This window comes from Pukyongiella litopenaei, assembly GCF_003008555.2.
Lineage (GTDB): Bacteria > Pseudomonadota > Alphaproteobacteria > Rhodobacterales > Rhodobacteraceae > Pukyongiella > Pukyongiella litopenaei.
The window spans coordinates 1298343-1314745 of record NZ_CP027665.1 but is presented as its reverse complement, the minus strand read 5'-3'; the positions used below and the strand labels follow the sequence as shown (position 1 = coordinate 1314745).

At 67.2% G+C, this 16403-nt stretch carries 18 protein-coding genes; 8 read left to right on the top strand and 10 right to left on the bottom strand.

What is annotated here, in order from left to right:
• The first annotated feature begins 173 nt into the window (after nucleotides 1–173).
• The 6 genes from C6Y53_RS06670 to lpxK all read left to right on the top strand — a co-directional run bounded on the left by C6Y53_RS06670 (nucleotide 174) and on the right by lpxK (nucleotide 6405).
• Nucleotides 174–1703 (top strand): DUF2125 domain-containing protein, encoded by a 1530-nt coding sequence (locus C6Y53_RS06670; protein ID WP_106471730.1) that lies wholly within the window; start codon nucleotides 174–176, stop codon nucleotides 1701–1703.
• Between the two features lie 30 nt (nucleotides 1704–1733).
• Entirely contained in the window at nucleotides 1734–3080 is a 1347-nt protein-coding gene (locus C6Y53_RS06665; RefSeq protein WP_106471729.1) for a TldD/PmbA family protein, read from the top strand.
• Nucleotides 3067–3849 carry a 3'(2'),5'-bisphosphate nucleotidase CysQ gene (locus tag C6Y53_RS06660; RefSeq protein WP_106471728.1) on the top strand — a complete coding sequence of 261 codons (783 nt, stop codon included), beginning with the start codon at nucleotides 3067–3069 and terminating at the stop codon, nucleotides 3847–3849. The genes C6Y53_RS06665 and C6Y53_RS06660 overlap by 14 nt, the downstream gene beginning before the upstream one ends.
• Before the next feature lie 63 nt (nucleotides 3850–3912).
• Nucleotides 3913–4155 (top strand): DUF4170 domain-containing protein, encoded by a 243-nt coding sequence (locus C6Y53_RS06655; protein WP_106471727.1) that lies wholly within the window; start codon nucleotides 3913–3915, stop codon nucleotides 4153–4155.
• A gap of 5 nt (nucleotides 4156–4160) precedes the next feature.
• A complete protein-coding gene (locus C6Y53_RS06650) occupies nucleotides 4161–5399 on the top strand; it encodes a 3-deoxy-D-manno-octulosonic acid transferase (protein WP_106471726.1) in 1239 nt (412 codons plus the stop codon).
• Nucleotides 5386–6405, top strand: coding sequence for a tetraacyldisaccharide 4'-kinase (gene lpxK, locus C6Y53_RS06645; protein WP_106471725.1), 1020 nt, complete (start codon nucleotides 5386–5388; stop codon nucleotides 6403–6405). The genes C6Y53_RS06650 and lpxK overlap by 14 nt, the downstream gene beginning before the upstream one ends.
• A 21-nt stretch (nucleotides 6406–6426) precedes the next feature.
• On the opposite strand, the gene C6Y53_RS06640 is transcribed toward lpxK, so the two are convergent.
• From C6Y53_RS06640 to C6Y53_RS06630, 3 genes are read right to left on the bottom strand one after another with little or no spacing between them, the layout of a single operon-like run.
• Complete coding sequence (locus C6Y53_RS06640; protein ID WP_106471724.1) at nucleotides 6427–7545, bottom strand: CaiB/BaiF CoA transferase family protein; 1119 nt, start codon at nucleotides 7543–7545, stop codon at nucleotides 6427–6429.
• Nucleotides 7542–8180: a DsbA family protein gene (locus tag C6Y53_RS06635; protein WP_106471723.1), complete on the bottom strand. Its 639-nt coding sequence runs from the start codon at nucleotides 8178–8180 to the stop codon at nucleotides 7542–7544. The genes C6Y53_RS06640 and C6Y53_RS06635 overlap by 4 nt, the downstream gene beginning before the upstream one ends.
• A gap of 13 nt (nucleotides 8181–8193) precedes the next feature.
• Complete coding sequence (locus tag C6Y53_RS06630) at nucleotides 8194–8709, bottom strand: DUF721 domain-containing protein (protein WP_106471722.1); 516 nt, start codon at nucleotides 8707–8709, stop codon at nucleotides 8194–8196.
• An 83-nt stretch (nucleotides 8710–8792) separates the two neighbouring features.
• Between C6Y53_RS06630 and mutY the strand changes: the two genes are divergently transcribed.
• Nucleotides 8793–9881: an A/G-specific adenine glycosylase gene (gene mutY, locus C6Y53_RS06625; protein ID WP_106471721.1), complete on the top strand. Its 1089-nt coding sequence runs from the start codon at nucleotides 8793–8795 to the stop codon at nucleotides 9879–9881.
• Nucleotides 9882–9914: 33 nt separating this feature from the next.
• A complete protein-coding gene (locus tag C6Y53_RS06620) occupies nucleotides 9915–11048 on the top strand; it encodes an alkane 1-monooxygenase (RefSeq protein ID WP_106471720.1) in 1134 nt (377 codons plus the stop codon).
• 334 nt (nucleotides 11049–11382) lie between these two features.
• Here the strand turns inward: C6Y53_RS06620 and C6Y53_RS06615 are convergent, their stop codons facing one another.
• The 7 genes from C6Y53_RS06615 to C6Y53_RS06580 form a co-directional block, all read right to left on the bottom strand.
• Nucleotides 11383–11643: a hypothetical protein gene (locus tag C6Y53_RS06615; RefSeq protein ID WP_149615476.1), complete on the bottom strand. Its 261-nt coding sequence runs from the start codon at nucleotides 11641–11643 to the stop codon at nucleotides 11383–11385.
• A gap of 2 nt (nucleotides 11644–11645) precedes the next feature.
• Entirely contained in the window at nucleotides 11646–12005 is a 360-nt protein-coding gene (locus C6Y53_RS06610; protein ID WP_106471718.1) for a thermonuclease family protein, read from the bottom strand.
• Between the two features lie 69 nt (nucleotides 12006–12074).
• Nucleotides 12075–13082 (bottom strand): phage late control D family protein, encoded by a 1008-nt coding sequence (locus C6Y53_RS06605; RefSeq protein ID WP_106471717.1) that lies wholly within the window; start codon nucleotides 13080–13082, stop codon nucleotides 12075–12077.
• Nucleotides 13073–13297 (bottom strand): tail protein X, encoded by a 225-nt coding sequence (locus C6Y53_RS06600; protein ID WP_106471716.1) that lies wholly within the window; start codon nucleotides 13295–13297, stop codon nucleotides 13073–13075. Before C6Y53_RS06600 ends, C6Y53_RS06605 begins: the two co-directional genes overlap by 10 nt.
• Nucleotides 13260–13673: a phage tail protein gene (locus C6Y53_RS06595; protein ID WP_106471715.1), complete on the bottom strand. Its 414-nt coding sequence runs from the start codon at nucleotides 13671–13673 to the stop codon at nucleotides 13260–13262. The genes C6Y53_RS06600 and C6Y53_RS06595 overlap by 38 nt, the downstream gene beginning before the upstream one ends.
• A 2-nt stretch (nucleotides 13674–13675) precedes the next feature.
• On the bottom strand, nucleotides 13676–15994 hold the full coding sequence (locus tag C6Y53_RS06590) for a phage tail tape measure protein (protein ID WP_106471714.1): 2319 nt from the start codon (nucleotides 15992–15994) through the stop codon (nucleotides 13676–13678).
• A gap of 120 nt (nucleotides 15995–16114) precedes the next feature.
• Entirely contained in the window at nucleotides 16115–16399 is a 285-nt protein-coding gene (locus tag C6Y53_RS06580; protein WP_106471713.1) for a phage tail assembly protein, read from the bottom strand.
• Between the last annotated feature and the right edge of the window lie 4 nt (nucleotides 16400–16403).

Sequence of the window (16403 nt, the reverse complement as noted above, 5' to 3'; positions counted from 1 at the left end):
CCTCCGTTTCTGCTCTCCGCCTCGTGGTAAAGCGTGGCACGGCAGCGGTCCAGCGGCATTGCGTCGGGTCAACCGTGGATTGCCGAGGCCGGTTACCTTGGTGCGGGTTTCGCTTGACGCTCCGGCGTGCTAGCCCGACGATACGCGCAAACCGACGGGGAAGGATCTTTCCGATGACGATGACTGCAATCCGGGGCGCCCGCGCCGCCCTTTTCCTTGCCCTGGTCGCGCAGGGTGCCCAGGCCGACATCACCGCGCAGGCGCTGTGGGACGACTGGCGGGCCTATCTCGAGAACCTGGGCTATGCCGTCGCCGGAACCGCGACCGCGTCGGGCAGCAGCCTGACGGTCAGCGACATGACCGTGTCGATGCCGGTGCCGGATGCGGACGGGCAGGTTTCGGTGGCCGTTCCCGAACTGGTGCTGACCGAACGCGGCGACGGCACCGTGGCGGTGTCGGTGCCGGAAGACATGCCGGTCCAGGTCGAGGGAACCGGCACCGATGGCGAAAGCTTTGCCGCAGTGATCGGCTATCGCCACACCGGGCTGGACATGGTGGTGTCCGGCAGCATCGACGATGCCACCTATGATTATCGGATCGCGCGGGTCGAGATGTCGCTGGACCAGGTCACCGTCGATGGCGAACCGATGCCCGGGGACGCGATCAAGGCCAACGTGGTGCTCGAGGAAAGCCAGGGCACCACGCGGATGACCAGGGCCGACCTGCGCAGCGCCGAGCAGTCCCTGACGGCAGCCCGGATTTCCTTCGATCTCGCATTCGCCGATCCCGACTCCGACGAGAGCGGGGCCTGGGCCGGGCAGGTCGAGGATGTGAAATTCGAAGGTGTCAGCAGTCTGCCGCTGGCCTTCGATCCCGCCGACAGCGCGGCGATGTTCCGCAACGGTTTCGCCTTTGATGGCGGGTTCACCTACGGGGCCACCGAATCCAACCTCTCGGTCACCGCCGAGGAGGGCAGCTTTGCGGTTGAAAACAGCGCCGCGGGCGGCACCTTCCGCGCCGCGATGAGCCAGGACGGCCTGCTTTACGACGTCGAACAGACGGCGACCAAGGCCGAGGTGACCTCGGGCGAACTGCCCTTTCCGTTGGTTGCCGAACTGGCAAAGGCCGGGTTCCGCCTGAAATCGCCGATGGTCAAATCCGACGACGCGCAGGGCTTCGAGCTGTCGGTGATGCTGGACCAGGTCACGGCCTCCGACATGATCTGGGCCATGGTCGACCCGGCGGCCAAGCTTCCCCGCGACCCGGTTTCGCTGGTTGTGGACCTCAGCGGCAAGATGCGGATGCTGATCGATTTCTTCGACCCGGCCATCGCCGAAAAGGTCCAGTCCGCGGGCCAGCCGCCGGCCGAGGTGGACGAGATGGCGATCAACCGCCTGCACCTGTCTGCCGCTGGCGCGCAGATCGACGGCACCGGCGCCTTCACCTTCGACAACTCGGACCTGCTGACCTATGAGGGCATCCCCCGCCCCGAGGGCCGCGCCGAGGTGACGCTGCGCGGCGGCAACGGGCTGCTGGACCGGCTGATCGAGATGGGGCTGGTGTCGGGCGAAGAGGCGTTGATGGCCCGCGGCATGGTGGGCATGTTCGCGCAGCCCGTCGGCACCGAACCCGATACGCTGAAATCCGAAATCGAGCTGGGCGATGGCGGCAGCGTGACCGTGAACGGCGTGCGGCTGAAATAGGCGCCCTCACGGGCAAGGAGACCGATCCCGATGGCGCGTGGCGACGAGGATATCGCGCAGCATCTTCTGGATGCTGCCCGCGCGGCCGGGGCCGATGCCGCCGATGCGCTGGTGCTGCGCGGCCACTCGGTTTCGGTCGAGATGCGCGCGGGCGCCCTGGAAACCGCCGACCGGTCGGAAGCCACCGATATCGGGCTGCGGGTTCTGGTCGGCCAGCGGCAGGCGATCGTTTCGGCCTCGGCCACGGGCGCGGCCACGGTGACGGCGATGGCGGAACGCGCCGTGGCGATGGCCCGCGAGGCGCCCGAGGACCCCTATGCCGGGCTGGCCGACCCGGCGGCTCTGGCGATTGCGCGCGATGCCCGGGCGCTGGACCTGGCCGATCCCGACCCCGATCCGGCGCCCGAGGCGCTGCAGCGCGACGCGCTGGCGGCAGAGGCGGCGGCGTTGGCGGTGCCCGGCGTCACCCAGGTCGAATCCGCCGGCGCGGGCTGCGGGATGCAGCGGCTGTTCATGGCTGCCAGCAACGGGTTCGCGGGCGGCTATGGGCGCACGACGCGCTGGCGATCATGCTCCGCGATTTCGGGCGCGGGCACCGGGATGGAGCGCGACCACGACGCGGATGTGCGCAGCCACCGGGGCGATCTGCGCAGCGCCGACGATATCGGCCGGCTCGCCGGGGAACGCGCGGTGGCGCGGACCGGCGCGACGAAGCCGCCGACCGGCAGCTTTCCGGTGCTCTATGACGAACGCATCGCCGCCTCGCTGATCGGGCACCTGCTGGCGGCGGTCAATGGCGCGGCAGTGGCGCGGGGCGCCTCGTGGCTGCTGGATGCGCTGGGCGAACCCGTGTTGCCGGACGGGCTGTCGCTGGTCGAAGATCCGCACCGACCGCGCATATCGGGGTCGCGCCCCTTCGACGCCGAGGGGCTGCCCACCGCCCGGCGCGAGATCGTCCGCGACGGCGTGCTGACCGGCTGGACGATGGATCTGGCCAGCGCCCGCAAGCTGGGCCTGCCACCCACCGCGAACGCGGTGCGCGGGGTGTCGTCGCCACCCGCGCCGTCGAACTGGAACATCGCGCTGACCCAGGGCGACCGCGACCGCGCGGCGCTGATCCGCGACATGGGCACCGGGTTGCTGGTCACCTCGCTCATCGGCAGCACCATCAATGCCAATACCGGCGACTATTCCCGCGGGGCATCGGGGTTCTGGGTCGAAAACGGCGAAATCGCCCGCCCGGTGAACGAATGCACCATCGCCGGCAACCTGCGCGACATGCTGCGCGGGCTGGTGCCGGGCAACGATGCGCGGGCGCATCTGTCGCGCGTGGTGCCGTCGCTGCTGGTCGAGGGGATGACGGTTGCCGGCAACTGACCTGGCCCTGCTGATCGACGCGGCGCGGGCGGCGGGGCAGATCGCGCTGGGCTATCGTGGACCCGAGGCGCGGCGCTGGGAAAAACCCGACGGCACCGGCCCGGTCACCGAGGCCGACATTGCCGTCAACGACATGCTGGAGCGGCACCTGCGCACCGCCCGCCCCGATTATGGCTGGCTGTCCGAGGAAACCGAGGACGATCCGGCGCGGCTGCAGGCCGACCGGGTGTTCATCGTCGATCCGATCGACGGCACCCGCAGCTTTGCCGAAGGAGGCCGGGCCTGGGCGCATGCGCTGGCGGTTGCCGACCGGGGCGGCGTGACGGCCGGTGTGATCTACCTGCCGGCGCTCGATCTCATCTATACGGCCGCGCCGGGGCAGGGCGCGCGGCTGAACGGCGAGCCGATCGCGGCCAGCCCGCAGGCCGAACCGGACCGGGCGCGGGTGCTGGCCGCCCGTCCGGTGACCGAGGCCGAACACTGGCGGGACGGTCACGCGCCCAGATTTTCCCGCCACCTGCGCCCGTCGCTGGCCTATCGCATGGGGCTGGTGGCGCAGGGCCGGTTCGACGCGATGATCACGCTGCGCCCCTGCTGGGAATGGGACGTGGCGGCGGGCGACCTGATTCTGCGCGAGGCGGGCGCGACCTGCACCGACCGCCGCGGCGGGGCGTTGCGGTTCAACAATCCGCGCCCGCAGCTCGACGGGGTGATCGCGGGCGGCGCCGCGCTGCACCGGCGCCTTGCCGCGGCATTGCGCCCGGCTTGACCTGCGCCTTCAGGTGCGTAGGTTGCGCGTATTCCGCAACGCTCAGCGACAAGGGAGCCCGCTATGGTCCAGCGCCTGCATCTCGTCTTTGGTGGTGAACTGGTGGATCCGTCCAGAAACGTGTTCCGCGATGTGAACGACATTCACCTCGTCGGGATGTATCCCGATTACCAGAGCGCCTATGACGCCTGGAAGGCCGAGGCCCAGCGGACCGTGGACAACGCGCATATGCGCTACTACATCGCGCATCTGCACCGGCTGCGTGACGAAGAGGCCGAGGCCTCGGCCACCGAGGAACTGGGCTGAGGCCCGTGGGCCGCTCGCTCAGCCTGGCGGCCTATCACGCGCTGTCGCGGCGGCGGGCGCCGCCTGACCGGGGGCCGGTATCGCCACGGCCAAAGGGCGAACTGGTCTGGCTGCACGCGGCCAGTGCCGACCGGCTGCCCGCCGTGGACGCGCTGGGCCGCCGGTTGCAGTTGCAACGCGACCACCTGAACATCCTCGTCACCGCCGAGGACGGGGGCGCCGCCGCGCTGGTTCGAACCACCGATCCGCAGCCCGAGATCTTCGAGACGCTGACCAGCGATCACCCCGCGGCCAATGAGGCGTTCCTGGACCACTGGCGCCCCGACCTGTGCCTCTGGGCGGGCGGGATCCTGTTGCCGAACCTGCTGACCGCGGCCCGCAGCCGGGGCATTCCGATGCTCCTGTTCGATGTGAATGCCGCCGATTTCCAGATCCGCAGCCACGGCTGGCTGCCCGATCTCCTGCGCGCCAGCCTGAACTGCTTTGACACCGTCATGGTCACCGGTGCGCGCAGCCGCGATACCGCGCGCCGGGTCGGGCTGCCCGAGGCCAAGCTGCAGATGTCCGAACCCCTGTGCAGCAGTCCGATGCCGCCGCTCTGTGCCGACAGCGACCTGGCCCAGGTCACCGCCGACCTTGCGGCCCGCCCGGCCTGGCTCGTCGCCCATGCCCGCGGGTCCGAGGCCGATGACATCCTGCGCGCGCACCGATACGCGCTGAGGCTGCTGCATCGCCTGTTGCTGATCGTCGCGGCGGCCTCGCCGCAGGATGCCGCCGCCCTTGCGGTCCGGCTGGGGCGGTCGGGGCTGCGAGTGGCCGATTGGGACGCGGGCGAGGGGATCGAGGACAACGTGCAGGTGGTGCTGGCGCGGGACGGTGACGACCTGGGGCTGTGGTACCGGCTGGCGCCGCTGACCTTTGTCGGCGGCACGCTGGCCGGTCCGGGGACGACCGGCAATCCGCTGGATGCCGCGGCGCTGGGTTCGGCGCTGCTATGTGGCCCGTATCGCCAGGGCCAGGCGGATGCCTGGAACCGGCTGTTCGCCGCCGGCGCGGCGCGCGCGGTCTCCGATGGCGACGCGCTGGGCGAAGCGGTGGTCGAACTCATCGCCCCCGACACCGCCGCCGCGATGGCGCTGGCGGGGTGGGAAACCGTGACCGAGGGCGCGGGGCTGGTCGACCAGCTGGGCGAGATGGTGCAGGATCTGCTGGACCGGCGCGGGGCATCCCATGCGGGAACCTGAATTCTGGAGCAACCCGCCCGACCGCCCCGGCTGGCAGGCGCGCGTGCTGGCGCCGCTGGGGCTGGCCTATGCCCGCGCCACGGCGCGGCGGCTGGCACGGGGGCAGGGCCAGGGACAGGGTCAGCACGAGACCGTCGGGGTTCCGGTGATCTGTATCGGCAACCTGAATGCCGGCGGCACCGGCAAGACGCCGACGGTGATCTGGATGATCGAGGCGTTGCGCGCCATCGGTCACGAACCGCATGTGGTCAGTCGCGGCTATGGCGGCACCCTGACCGGCCCCAAACAGGTAGACCCGCGCCGCCATACGGCCGCGCAGACCGGCGACGAACCGTTGTTGCTGGCGGCCTTTGCCGAGATCTGGGTGGCCCGCGATCGCGCGGCCGGGGCGCGGGCGGCGGTGGCGGCAGGGGCGACGGTGATCCTGCTCGATGACGGATTTCAGAATCCGGCGCTGGCCAGGGATTTCTCGGTCGTGGTGGTCGACGCCGCGCGCGGGTTCGGCAACGGGCGCTGCCTGCCCGCAGGGCCGCTGCGCGAACCGGTGCAGACCGGACTGGCGCGGGCCGACCTGTTGCTGTCGCTGGGCGACGATGCCGCGCAGGCGCGGTTCGACGACATCTGGGGCGGGTGGACCGGCGCCGTGGCGCGCGCGCGCGGCGCGGTCGCGCCCCTGCAGACGGGCATGGACTGGACCGGCGCGCCGGTGCTGGCCTTTGCCGGGATCGGCCATCCCGAGAAATTCTTTGCCACCCTGCGCGGGCTCGGCGCCGATCTGAGGCGGGCCGAGGCGCTGGACGACCACCAGCCGCTGACGCCCGCGCTGATGCACCGCCTCGAGGCCGAGGCCCGCGCCACCGGGGCGCAGCTGGTTACCACCGAAAAGGATGCCGTGCGCCTGCCCGCCGCGTTCCGGTCCCGGGTGATCACCCTGCCGGTTCGGTTGCAGATCGAAGACGATGCGGCACTGCGTGACCGCCTGCGGGCTGTGGCGCCGCCGCCCTGACCGTCTCCGGCCGTCGCCGGGTCAGGCGGGGTCGTCTTCGCCCAGTTTGGGGGCGGGGCGGTGCAGGGTCAGCTCGGCGTCTGAGAACCGGAATGGCGAGCGCACCCCCGGAACCCCGTCCAGTTCGATCTGCATCCCGCGCGACCGGACCTGCGGATCGGTCATGACATCGGCCAGGTCATTGATCGGTCCCACCGGCACGCCGGCCTGTTCGCAGGCGGCCTGGAGATCGGTCCTCGCCCATTGCGCGGTCACCTCGTTGATGCGCCGGCGCAGATCGTCCCGGTTGGCCAGCCGGTCCTTGTTACGCAGGAACCGGGGGTCCCGGGCCAGCGCGTCCAGCCCCAGGACCCGGCACAGGCTCTGATACTGGCGGTCGTTCCCGGTTGCGATGATCAGGTAGCCGTCGGCGCAGTCGAACACCTCGTAGGGCGTGAGGTTCATATGCGCATTGCCCATGCGCCCCGGCGCGGTGCCGGTGGCCAGGTAGTTCAACGCCTGGTTGGCGGTGATCGCCACAGACACGTCGAGCAGCGCCATGTCGATATGCTGGCCGCGCCCGGTGCCGTGGCGCTGGTGCAGCGCCGCCAGGATGGCCGATACCGAATAGATGCCGGTAAACACGTCGCAGACCGCCACGCCGGCCTTTTGCGGCTGGCCTTCGGGGGCGCCGGTGATCGACATCAGCCCCGACATGCCCTGGATGACGAAATCGTATCCGGGCCGGTGGGCATAGGGGCCATCCTGCCCGAACCCGGTGATCGAACAGTAGATCAGGCCGGGATTCAGGGCGCTGAGGCTGGGGTAGTCCAGCCCGTATTTCTTCAGCCCGCCGACCTTGAAATTCTCGATCAGGATATCCGCGTCAGCGACCAGGTCGCGCACCTTCTGCTGCCCCTCGGGCGTCGAGAAATCGGCGATGACCGACGCCTTGCCCCGGTTGCAGGAATGGTAATAGGCGGCCGACACGTCATCGTCGCGGGTGATGAAGGGCGGGCCCCAGCTGCGGGTGTCGTCGCCCGCGGGCGCCTCAACCTTGATCACCTCGGCGCCCAGGTCCGACAATGTCTGACCGGCCCAGGGGCCGGCCAGGATCCGGGCCAGTTCGACGACCTTCAGCCCGGCGAGCGGGGCGGTCATTGCCTGGCCAGTTCCGCGTCGATCACCGCCGAGAAATCCGCATAGGACTGGTTCGACACCGGTTCGCCGTTCATGATGAAGCTGGGCGTGGCGGTGATGTTGTCGGCCTTGGCGTTGTCCTGATACCAGGTCACGAGCGCCTGCGCCCGGTCGCCGTCCTGCAGGCAGGCTTCGAGCGTGTCGTTGTCGAGCCCGGCCAGCCGTCCGATCTTGCGCAGTTCATCGACGATCTCGGTCGGCCCGCCGGCGCTGGTCCAGTCCTTCTGGCCCTTGTAGATCAGTTCGGAGATGCCAAAGAACTTCTCGGGCCCGCCGCAGCGCGCGATCATCGAGGCCCACAGGCCGAAACGGTCGAAATAGACCTCGCGATAGATCAGCCGCACCTTGCCGGTGTCGATGTAGTCGGCCTTGAGCCGGGGATAGGTCTCGAGGTGAAACGTGGCGCAATGCGGGCAGGTGAACGAGGCGTATTCGATGATCGTCACCGGCGCGTCGGCCGCGCCCTGCGTCATCTCGACGATGGACGCGCTGTCGGTTTCCTGGGCCTGGGCGGCGTTCGGGGAAAGGCTGGCCACCGCGAGGGTGGACAGGGCGAAAAGGGTTGCTGCGATCAGCAGCGCAACCGGGCGGATCATGGATGCCTCTTTTTCAGTTTCGGTTTCTGGATAGGACGTTGCGGCCCAGACGTTCAAGGGCGTCGCGCAGATCACCGTCCTGCACGGGCGCGGCGGTTTCGGCCGCCAGGCGCCGGGTTTCGGGTGCGGTCGCGGGGTCGGCGGCCGGTTTCGGCGTGAACTGCGCCTGGCCTTCGGCAAAGCCGGTGGGCGCGGTCTGGGTGATCTGCACCCGGGCGATGGCGTTGTAGCCATAGACCGCGTTCACCCGTTCGCGCAGCCGTTCCTTCTGCATCTCCAGCAGCGGCGCCTGCGCCCCGGTGGTCAGCACCGTCAGGGTGGCGCCAAAGCCGCCCCGCGCATAGCCGACCTTGACCGGCCGCGCGACGGCGGCGATATCGGCGCCGGCGATTTCTTCCCAGTGGGTCAGCAGACGCGACACGGCAAAGCCACGGCTCTCGCCCGCCTTGCGGATGCGTTCACCCAGCAGGTTCGACGTGCGCTTGAATCCGCGCGTGGTGGAGTTGCGCCTGTGACCGGCCCGTTTCATCGCTGGTGTCCCCTGCGGTTGCTTGTATCTTAGGCGGCGGTGCGACGGGCGCCAGCGAAACCGGCACGGGGATGACATAAAACATGCGTGACGATGCCGTGACCGGCCATGAAACCGCGCACATCCTGCTGGGCTGGTATGACCGCCACGCCCGCGATCTGCCCTGGCGCGTCGGCCCGGCCGACCGCGCCCGCGGCATCCGGCCCGATCCCTACCGGGTCTGGCTGTCCGAGGTGATGCTGCAACAGACCACCGTGGCCGCGGTCAGGGGCTATTACGAGCGGTTCACCGCTCTCTGGCCCACGGTCGGGGACCTGGCGGCCGCCGACGATGCGCGGGTGATGGGGGAATGGGCCGGGCTGGGATATTACGCGCGCGCCCGCAACCTGCTGAAATGCGCCCGCGTGGTTGCCGGTGATCTGGGCGGGCGGTTTCCCGATACCGCCGAGGCGCTGCGCGATCTGCCGGGGATCGGCCCCTACACGGCGGCGGCCATCGCCGCGATCGCCTTTGACCGGCCGGAAACGGTGGTCGACGGCAATGTGGAACGGGTGATGGCGCGGCTGTTTGCCGTCGAGACACCGCTGCCCGCGGCCAAATCCGCGCTGCGGGCCCATGCCGCCGGACTGACGCCGAAGGTCCGTCCCGGCGACTACGCGCAGGCGGTCATGGACCTGGGTGCGACCATCTGCACGCCGAAATCCCCCGCCTGCGGCATCTGCCCGCTGCGCCCGCGCTGCGCCGCCCGTGCCACCGGGATCGCCGCGGCGCTGCCGCGCCGCAGCCCGAAAACCCCCAAACCCGTCCGGCGCGGCGTCGTCTATGTGGCCCGTCGGATGGACGGGGCGCTGTTGCTGGAACGCCGGCCCGACAGCGGGCTGCTGGGCGGCATGCTGGGCTGGCCCGGTTCGGACTGGGGCGACAACCCGGCCGACGCGCCGCCGCTCGAGGCGGACTGGCGCGACCTGCCGGGCGAGGTGCGCCATACCTTCACCCATTTCCACCTGCGGCTGGCGGTGCGCGCGGCCGAGGTGCCAGAGACCAGCACGGCACGGCGCGGCGCGTTCCTGTCCGCCGCCGAGTTCCGGCCTTCGGATCTGCCCACGGTGATGCGCAAGGTCTTTGACCTGTGGCGCGACCAGCCGTCCCCTTGGGGCAGGGCGGAAACCTGATAGACTGTGCCGGAAATCAACGCGAGGTGCCGGATGATCGCCCCTGAAACCCTGTCCCGCTGGCAGAGCGCGCTGCCCTTCTGGGTATCCCTCCTGCTGCTGCCGCTGGTCTGGATCGGTGCCTGTGCGGGCGGCTGGACCGTGCTGCTGGCGCCGCTGGCGACCTGGTATCTCTTTGCCGCGCTCGACGGGGTGTTCGGCCTGAACCTGGAAAATGCCGACCCGCAGACGCCGGATGATGACCTGCGGTGGTATTCCACGCTGACCATGATCTGGGTGCCGGTCCAGGCGCTCAGCCTGTTCGGGCTGATCTGGTATGTGACCCATACCGGCCACCTGTCGGTGCTGGAAAAGGTCATGGTGTTCTTTGGCATGGGCGTGCTGACCGGAACCATCGGCATCAATTACAGCCACGAACTGATGCACCAGCGCAGCCGGCTCGAACGCTGGCTGGCGGACCTGTTGCTGGCGATGGTGCTGTATTCGCATTTCCGCTCCGAGCATCTGCTGGTGCATCACCGCCATGTGGGCACGCCGCGCGACCCGGTCACCGCGCGCTACAACGAGGGCTTTCACCGCTTCTACCCCCGCGTGCTGCGCCAGAGCCTGCGGTCGTCCTTCCGGGCGGAAAAGGAAAAGCTGGCGCGCAAGGACCGCCCCTGGACCGATCCCGCCAACCCGTTCTTCCGCTACTGGGCATTGCAGGCGGTGATGCTGGCGCTGGCGCTGGCGCTGGGCGGATGGGGCGGGCTGGCGCTGTTCCTGGTGCAGGCGGGGACGGCGGTCTGGCAACTCGAACTGGTGAACTATGTCGAACATTACGGGCTGACCCGCAAATACCTGGGCGACGGGACATATGAACATGTCAAACCGCATCATTCCTGGAACGCGGCTCACAAGGCATCGAACTGGCTGCTGATCAACCTGCAGCGCCATTCCGACCACCATTATCGCCCCGACCGGCGGTTTCCGCTGCTGCAGAACTATGCGGATGCGCAGGCGCCGCAACTGCCCTACGGCTATCCGGTGATGACCGTCGCCGCGATGATCCCGCCGCTGTGGCGCCGCGTGATGAACCCGCGCGTCCGCCGCTGGCGCGAGATGTATTACCCCGAGATCACCGACTGGAAGCCCTACAACAAGGCAAGAAACCCGATGCCGCGCTGACGGATGGCGAACCGCCGGATCCTGCCGTGCCGCATGGGGGCCGGCAGATGCTGCAACGAAAGGGGGGAAATGGTGGGCGACCTTGGAATCGAACCAAGCGTGCGTCTCCGCGAGGGAGTTACAGTCCCCATAAAGTTCTGTTTTTTTGGTGGGATAGTGTTTCTTGGTCCCAAGGACATAGCAGAAACAAAGCAAAAACGTGGGACCAGAGCTTTGCGTTTCTTACAGCGGGACCGGATTTGCAATCCGGCGGCGCCATTTGAAATCTCGCCCCACTTTGTGCGGCGGACTTCTTGATGCTCGGGATTCTGGTGCGGAAACGCCGCCACACGCTTCAGGATTCTCGCGAGAGAAGCTTCTTAATATCGTCGCGAATTTCGGTCAGGTATCGGTTGGTTTCGGTCTCGTGGCGGGACAGGCGGGAGTGAAGGCCATCAACAGCCTTTTCATTCGCACGTTCCGCGTTCTGAATGTCTTTCTCGATCTGCCGATGCCGTTGTTTGCCCAGCGCCTGACCGACCTCCAACCGGATCCCAAATGCGGCAAGAACTACCGCCACCGGCCACAATGTCTTGAACCACTCGATAACCGTCACCTTCAATATTCCCGCGTGACTGCATGACCGGATTCCACCAACAGCTCATTCACGTTGGTCCCGTCCGCCAGGATGATTTCACAGAGATAGCGGCCGTACTTGCCCTTTTCGTCCCTGAAGGTTCTGATTGTGAACCACTGTCCTGGCGCGATCAGGGCCCGAAGGAAATCGCGGGCGGCGATACCGGCGGGCCGATCAGCGCCACGCATTTCCGGCGCATCGATTCCGTAGAGCCGACACGGGCCGAGTTCCGATAGCAGACCAAAGCCGAGGTCTGCGACCAGCCGGACGGTGTCAGCGTCGTAGATCGGGTGGGTTTTCGACGTTTCGCTCAGCCGAGCACGATAAGTGAACAGTGACATGGCGGATCCACAGAGGTTACGCAGTGCCAACATGCCCGGCGGCGCGAGTAAATCCCTCTGGCGGCTTCCCTATTCCGGGCGTTGCGCCTTGATTGTGGTCCGGTAACCGCCTTCGTCGACCTCATGCGTGGCCGTTTCCACAATCCACTCACCGGCCGCGGCCGAGCTGAACAGGCGCGGGACAATCTTGGCTTCGGCCATGATGCTCGGATTCCCCGGCAACTCGATATCGAGCGTTTCCTTGGCGCGGCCGGCGCGGCGGCTTTCAGCATTGGCGGCTGCCCGGGCTTCCTGTTCTGAACGAAACCGCTGCCGTAGCCGTCTGACCGGTTCCTTGTCTCCGATCTTGACCTCGATGTCCTCGCCCTGGTCGAGATCACGATAGGTGGCGATTACCGTTCCCGTGGCCTCGCTGAAACTTCGCCGCACCGCCCATCGTGTCACATCGGGTTCGATCAGCGATATCGTTGGCGTGGCTTCACCAGAGGCCTTGATCGCGTCTGCGCGGCGGCCGACGAACAGGACGCCGCCGGCTGGCTTTGCCAGCAGGTCGTGCGCCAGCGCGACACGCGTCAGCACCGAGAGGTCGCTTTCGTCGATCTGATCGATATGGCCTGGCACGATCTTTGCCGCGGCCTCGGTGATCCCCGGATCAAGCCCGTTCTCTCCGGCGATGGTTTCGGTAATCGACCTCAGCGTAAGACCAGCGGCCCAGCTACGTGTCTTCTGCTGGTTGATGGGCGCGTAGCCTCCCTTGGTTGCGCCCTGCGCCTTTGCCCGGCACACGGCCGTGATCTGACGCGGCGGCGAGGATTCCTCTACCTCGTCCGCGATGTAGAGCCCCATGCTCTTGAATTGGCCCAGATAGCCGAGCGCGATCTCGACCTCGGCGCCAGGTTCGGGCATCGCAAAGCGAGCGAGCGGGGACGCATTGGCAAAGGTGATCGTTGCGGTATCGGATTCGAAGCCAGCGGTATCGGTGACGATCACCGAAGTCAGCTGGGAAAACACAAATCCGGAAATTGGCGTCCCGTTGATGGTGATCCGAACGAACGGTCGAAAATCGGTCAGCCCCATAGCGCTTCGGTCTCCACGCGTTCGCTGGTGCTGAGATCGGGCAGGGTGATCCGCACCCCGGCTTCCAGGACCGCGCCCAGCGCCGCAAGGCCCGGGTTGGCGGCGAGAACCGCCTCGACTTTGCCATCGAGGATGTCGCCGTAATGCGCCGCCACGATCGCGTCGAGCACGTCGCCGTCAGATGAAACGTAGGAGAGTTCGGAGACCGCCGTCATATCGTGCCATCCTCATCGTGAAATCCTGCCGGTGCGGGATACCCTGCGCCGCAAATACCTCCTGGCCTTCGGAAATTGCCTCGACCACCCAAAGCCCCAGCACCCGGCCCAAACCGGAAACCAGCGGCAGCGGGATCCCGATGCTTGCCTGAATGCGCATCTTGTCGACCTGGCCGAGGCCGCCGCGAAAATGTGGATAGATCACACCCTCCAGCTCGATCGTCTCGGGCCCCAGGCCGGTGAATTGCAGCGCGTCGTTCGTGCCGATTCGTGCCTGCCGCGACCAGCGGTACTCGGTCGAACGGCTGAGGCGCTGATAGGTGGCGTTGTCGATCGAGAACTGGAAGAACCCGAGCTGCATCATGACCTCGGCCATAGCTACCTCCCATACGGCCCGGTTGCGGGCGCCCGATCGAAGAGCCCGTTACCGGCCGCCATGCGGCTCTTGCGTTCGACAAGCCGGATCACGTCCTCGGCCGACGCGCCGGCGGCGTTGATCGTGTAGGTGATATGCTGGGTCACCTGGTTAGCGGCCGACTGAGCGCGCGCCGGGACAGCTGCTCGCGCAAACAGCGCTTCGACCTGTGCGGCACGTCCCGCGCTCCGCTCGTTGATCCGGGGCGGCGAGAACAGGGAACCGGCACGGTCGGCATAACCGGCGAGTTGGCGCAGGGCCCGGTTGTTGGCGACATAGCCGGACCGGTTTTCGAACTTGAGCTCGGGCCCACGTTCGCCCGTCAACAGCCATCCGGGCCGAAATGCCCCGCCCAGCGCCTTTCCCTGCGCCGCGTCGCCTTTTTCGTCGTCGTCGCCAAGACCCAACGCACGCAGCACACCGCCGCCCTTGTCCTTGGCCCAGCGCAGACCGTCGATAACCGGCGTGATGATGGTGTCCAGCCATTCGAACTTGCTGCCGATCCAGTCGAGTACCGAGCCCAGCGCGGTTTTCATCTCTTCCCAGGCTGCGCCGACGCTCTCGACCGAACCGAGCCCGTCAATCACCGGCTTGATGGTATTCGCCCAGACGGTATCGAACACATCGCCGATGGCTCCGAGAACTGTGTCGATACCGGATTGAAGCGTGCTCCAGGCCCGCTCGATGGGCTCTGTGATGCCCAATGCATCTGTGACCGGCTTGATGACGTTGAACCATGCCGCCTTGAACACCGCGCCGACACCGTCCCAGATGCCTTGCCAGAACGCATTGGCACCGCTCCATGTTGCCTTGACACCATCCCAGGCGCGGCCGAGATCGCCGGTGAACACGCCTCCGACGAAATCAGCGAAGCCGCCAAATGTGGTGCGCACATCGTTCCAGCGATCTATGAACCAGGGTCCGACGTTCTCCCAATTCTGGTAGATCAGAAAGGCCCCGCCAGCGATTGCAGCGATTGCGAGACCGATCGGGTTCGCGATGAGCGCGGCCCCGATGGCACGGATACCGCCGACAACCAGCGGCGTCGTGGTGGTAAGGGCGAGCATCGCTTTGCCCAGGCTGAACACGGCGGCACCGAACTGCGCGACCCGGACCACCGTCCTCGAGGCCAGCACCGCTCCGATCATGATGCCGAAATTTTCCCAACCACCGACCATTCTCGCGGTGCTTTCGGCCAGCCCCCATACCTTCGACGTGACCCTCCCGAGACCGGTGGCAACCTCGCCAATGAGAGGCAGCGCGCGCTCGACGCCACCGGCAAAGGACTTGGCCCACCGCTGAACATCGGTTCGGTTGGCGACCAGAGCATCGCCAATGCGGCGCATGGAGCCAGTGATCACCGGCATCAATTCCGAGCCGACGGTGTTTTTCAGGCCTGCCATGACCAGCTTTGTGTCCAACAGCTGATCCTGAAACACCTCGGCGTCACGGGCGGCCTGTTCGGATAGCACGTAGCCTGTGCGCCGCGCCGCCTCGCGCAGCTGGTCCAGTCCGCGCGCACCGCCTCGCAGCATATTGATCATCCCGACGCCCGAGCGACCAAAGATGTCGTTGGCAATCGCAGCTCGTTCGGCGGCGGTTTCGACGCTGCCCATGCGGTCCGCGATCACGCCCAGCGCGTCTTCAGGCGTCATCGTGATCAGCTGTTCGGCCGACAGACCCAGCTGCTCGAGCGCATCCTTTGCCGTGCCGGTTCCCGTGGCAGCTTCGCCCAGGTTCTTCTGCATTTTCTCGAGCGCGGTGTCGAAGGCAGCGGTACTGACGCCCGACCGCTCGGCTGCATAGCGCAGCTCTTGCAGTTCCTCGATGCCAATTCCCAGCTTGTCGGCGGTCTTGGCTGCATTGTCGCCCAGCTCGGCTGTCGAAGCCGCCAGCCCGAAGATGGCGCCGCCCGCGAGGCCGGCCCCGATTGCGAGTCGGCGGGCATTTCGCCCGATATCGGCCGTCATTCTGCTGAACGTAGAACCGACGCGCCGGGAAGCGGCTGCGGCGCGGTTCCACCGTTCCTGGGCGCGACGCAGGTCCCGAAGCTGCCGCTCGAGCTGCTCGTATTCGCGATTGAGGTGTTCGACCGACTTGCCCTGTCGCTTCAGGACGTTCCTCTGCCGGTCCAGCTCGCGCTGTCGGCGCTCGACTTCCTTGATCGAGTTGCCGACCTGGTTGAGTCCCGATTTCAGGAAGCCGACATTGCGTTTCACCGATTGGTCGAGAACCGAACCAATCGTGATCGTGGCCTTGAGACGTTGGTTCTTACTGCTCATTCTTCGGCAGGCCTTCTATCCACCAGATGAAGCGGCTGACCGGCATGGCCATGATCTCTGCCTCGGCCCATCCGGTGTGCCGGGCGAGCCGAAGAGCCCCCGCCCGGACTTGTTTACGGGTCAGCCCATAAAACCCGTGAGAGCGTCCTGCAGGCGCCGATACTGCCGCATCGTGATTCCACGCACCGTTTCCGGCGCGATTTCGCAAAGGTTGGCGATGAGCGCGATCTCGCCCTCGGGTGAGCTGCTCGTACCCTTGTCGGCGATCAGTTGGTCATTGACCGTCGGTTCGCGCATCAACAGGCTTTTGACCTCGGTCCCGTCGATCATCAACGGCCGATCGTCGAATTTCACGGTTACCGAGCCGTCATCGTGCTCGACAATCCATTTATTCCCCTCGTTCATACGT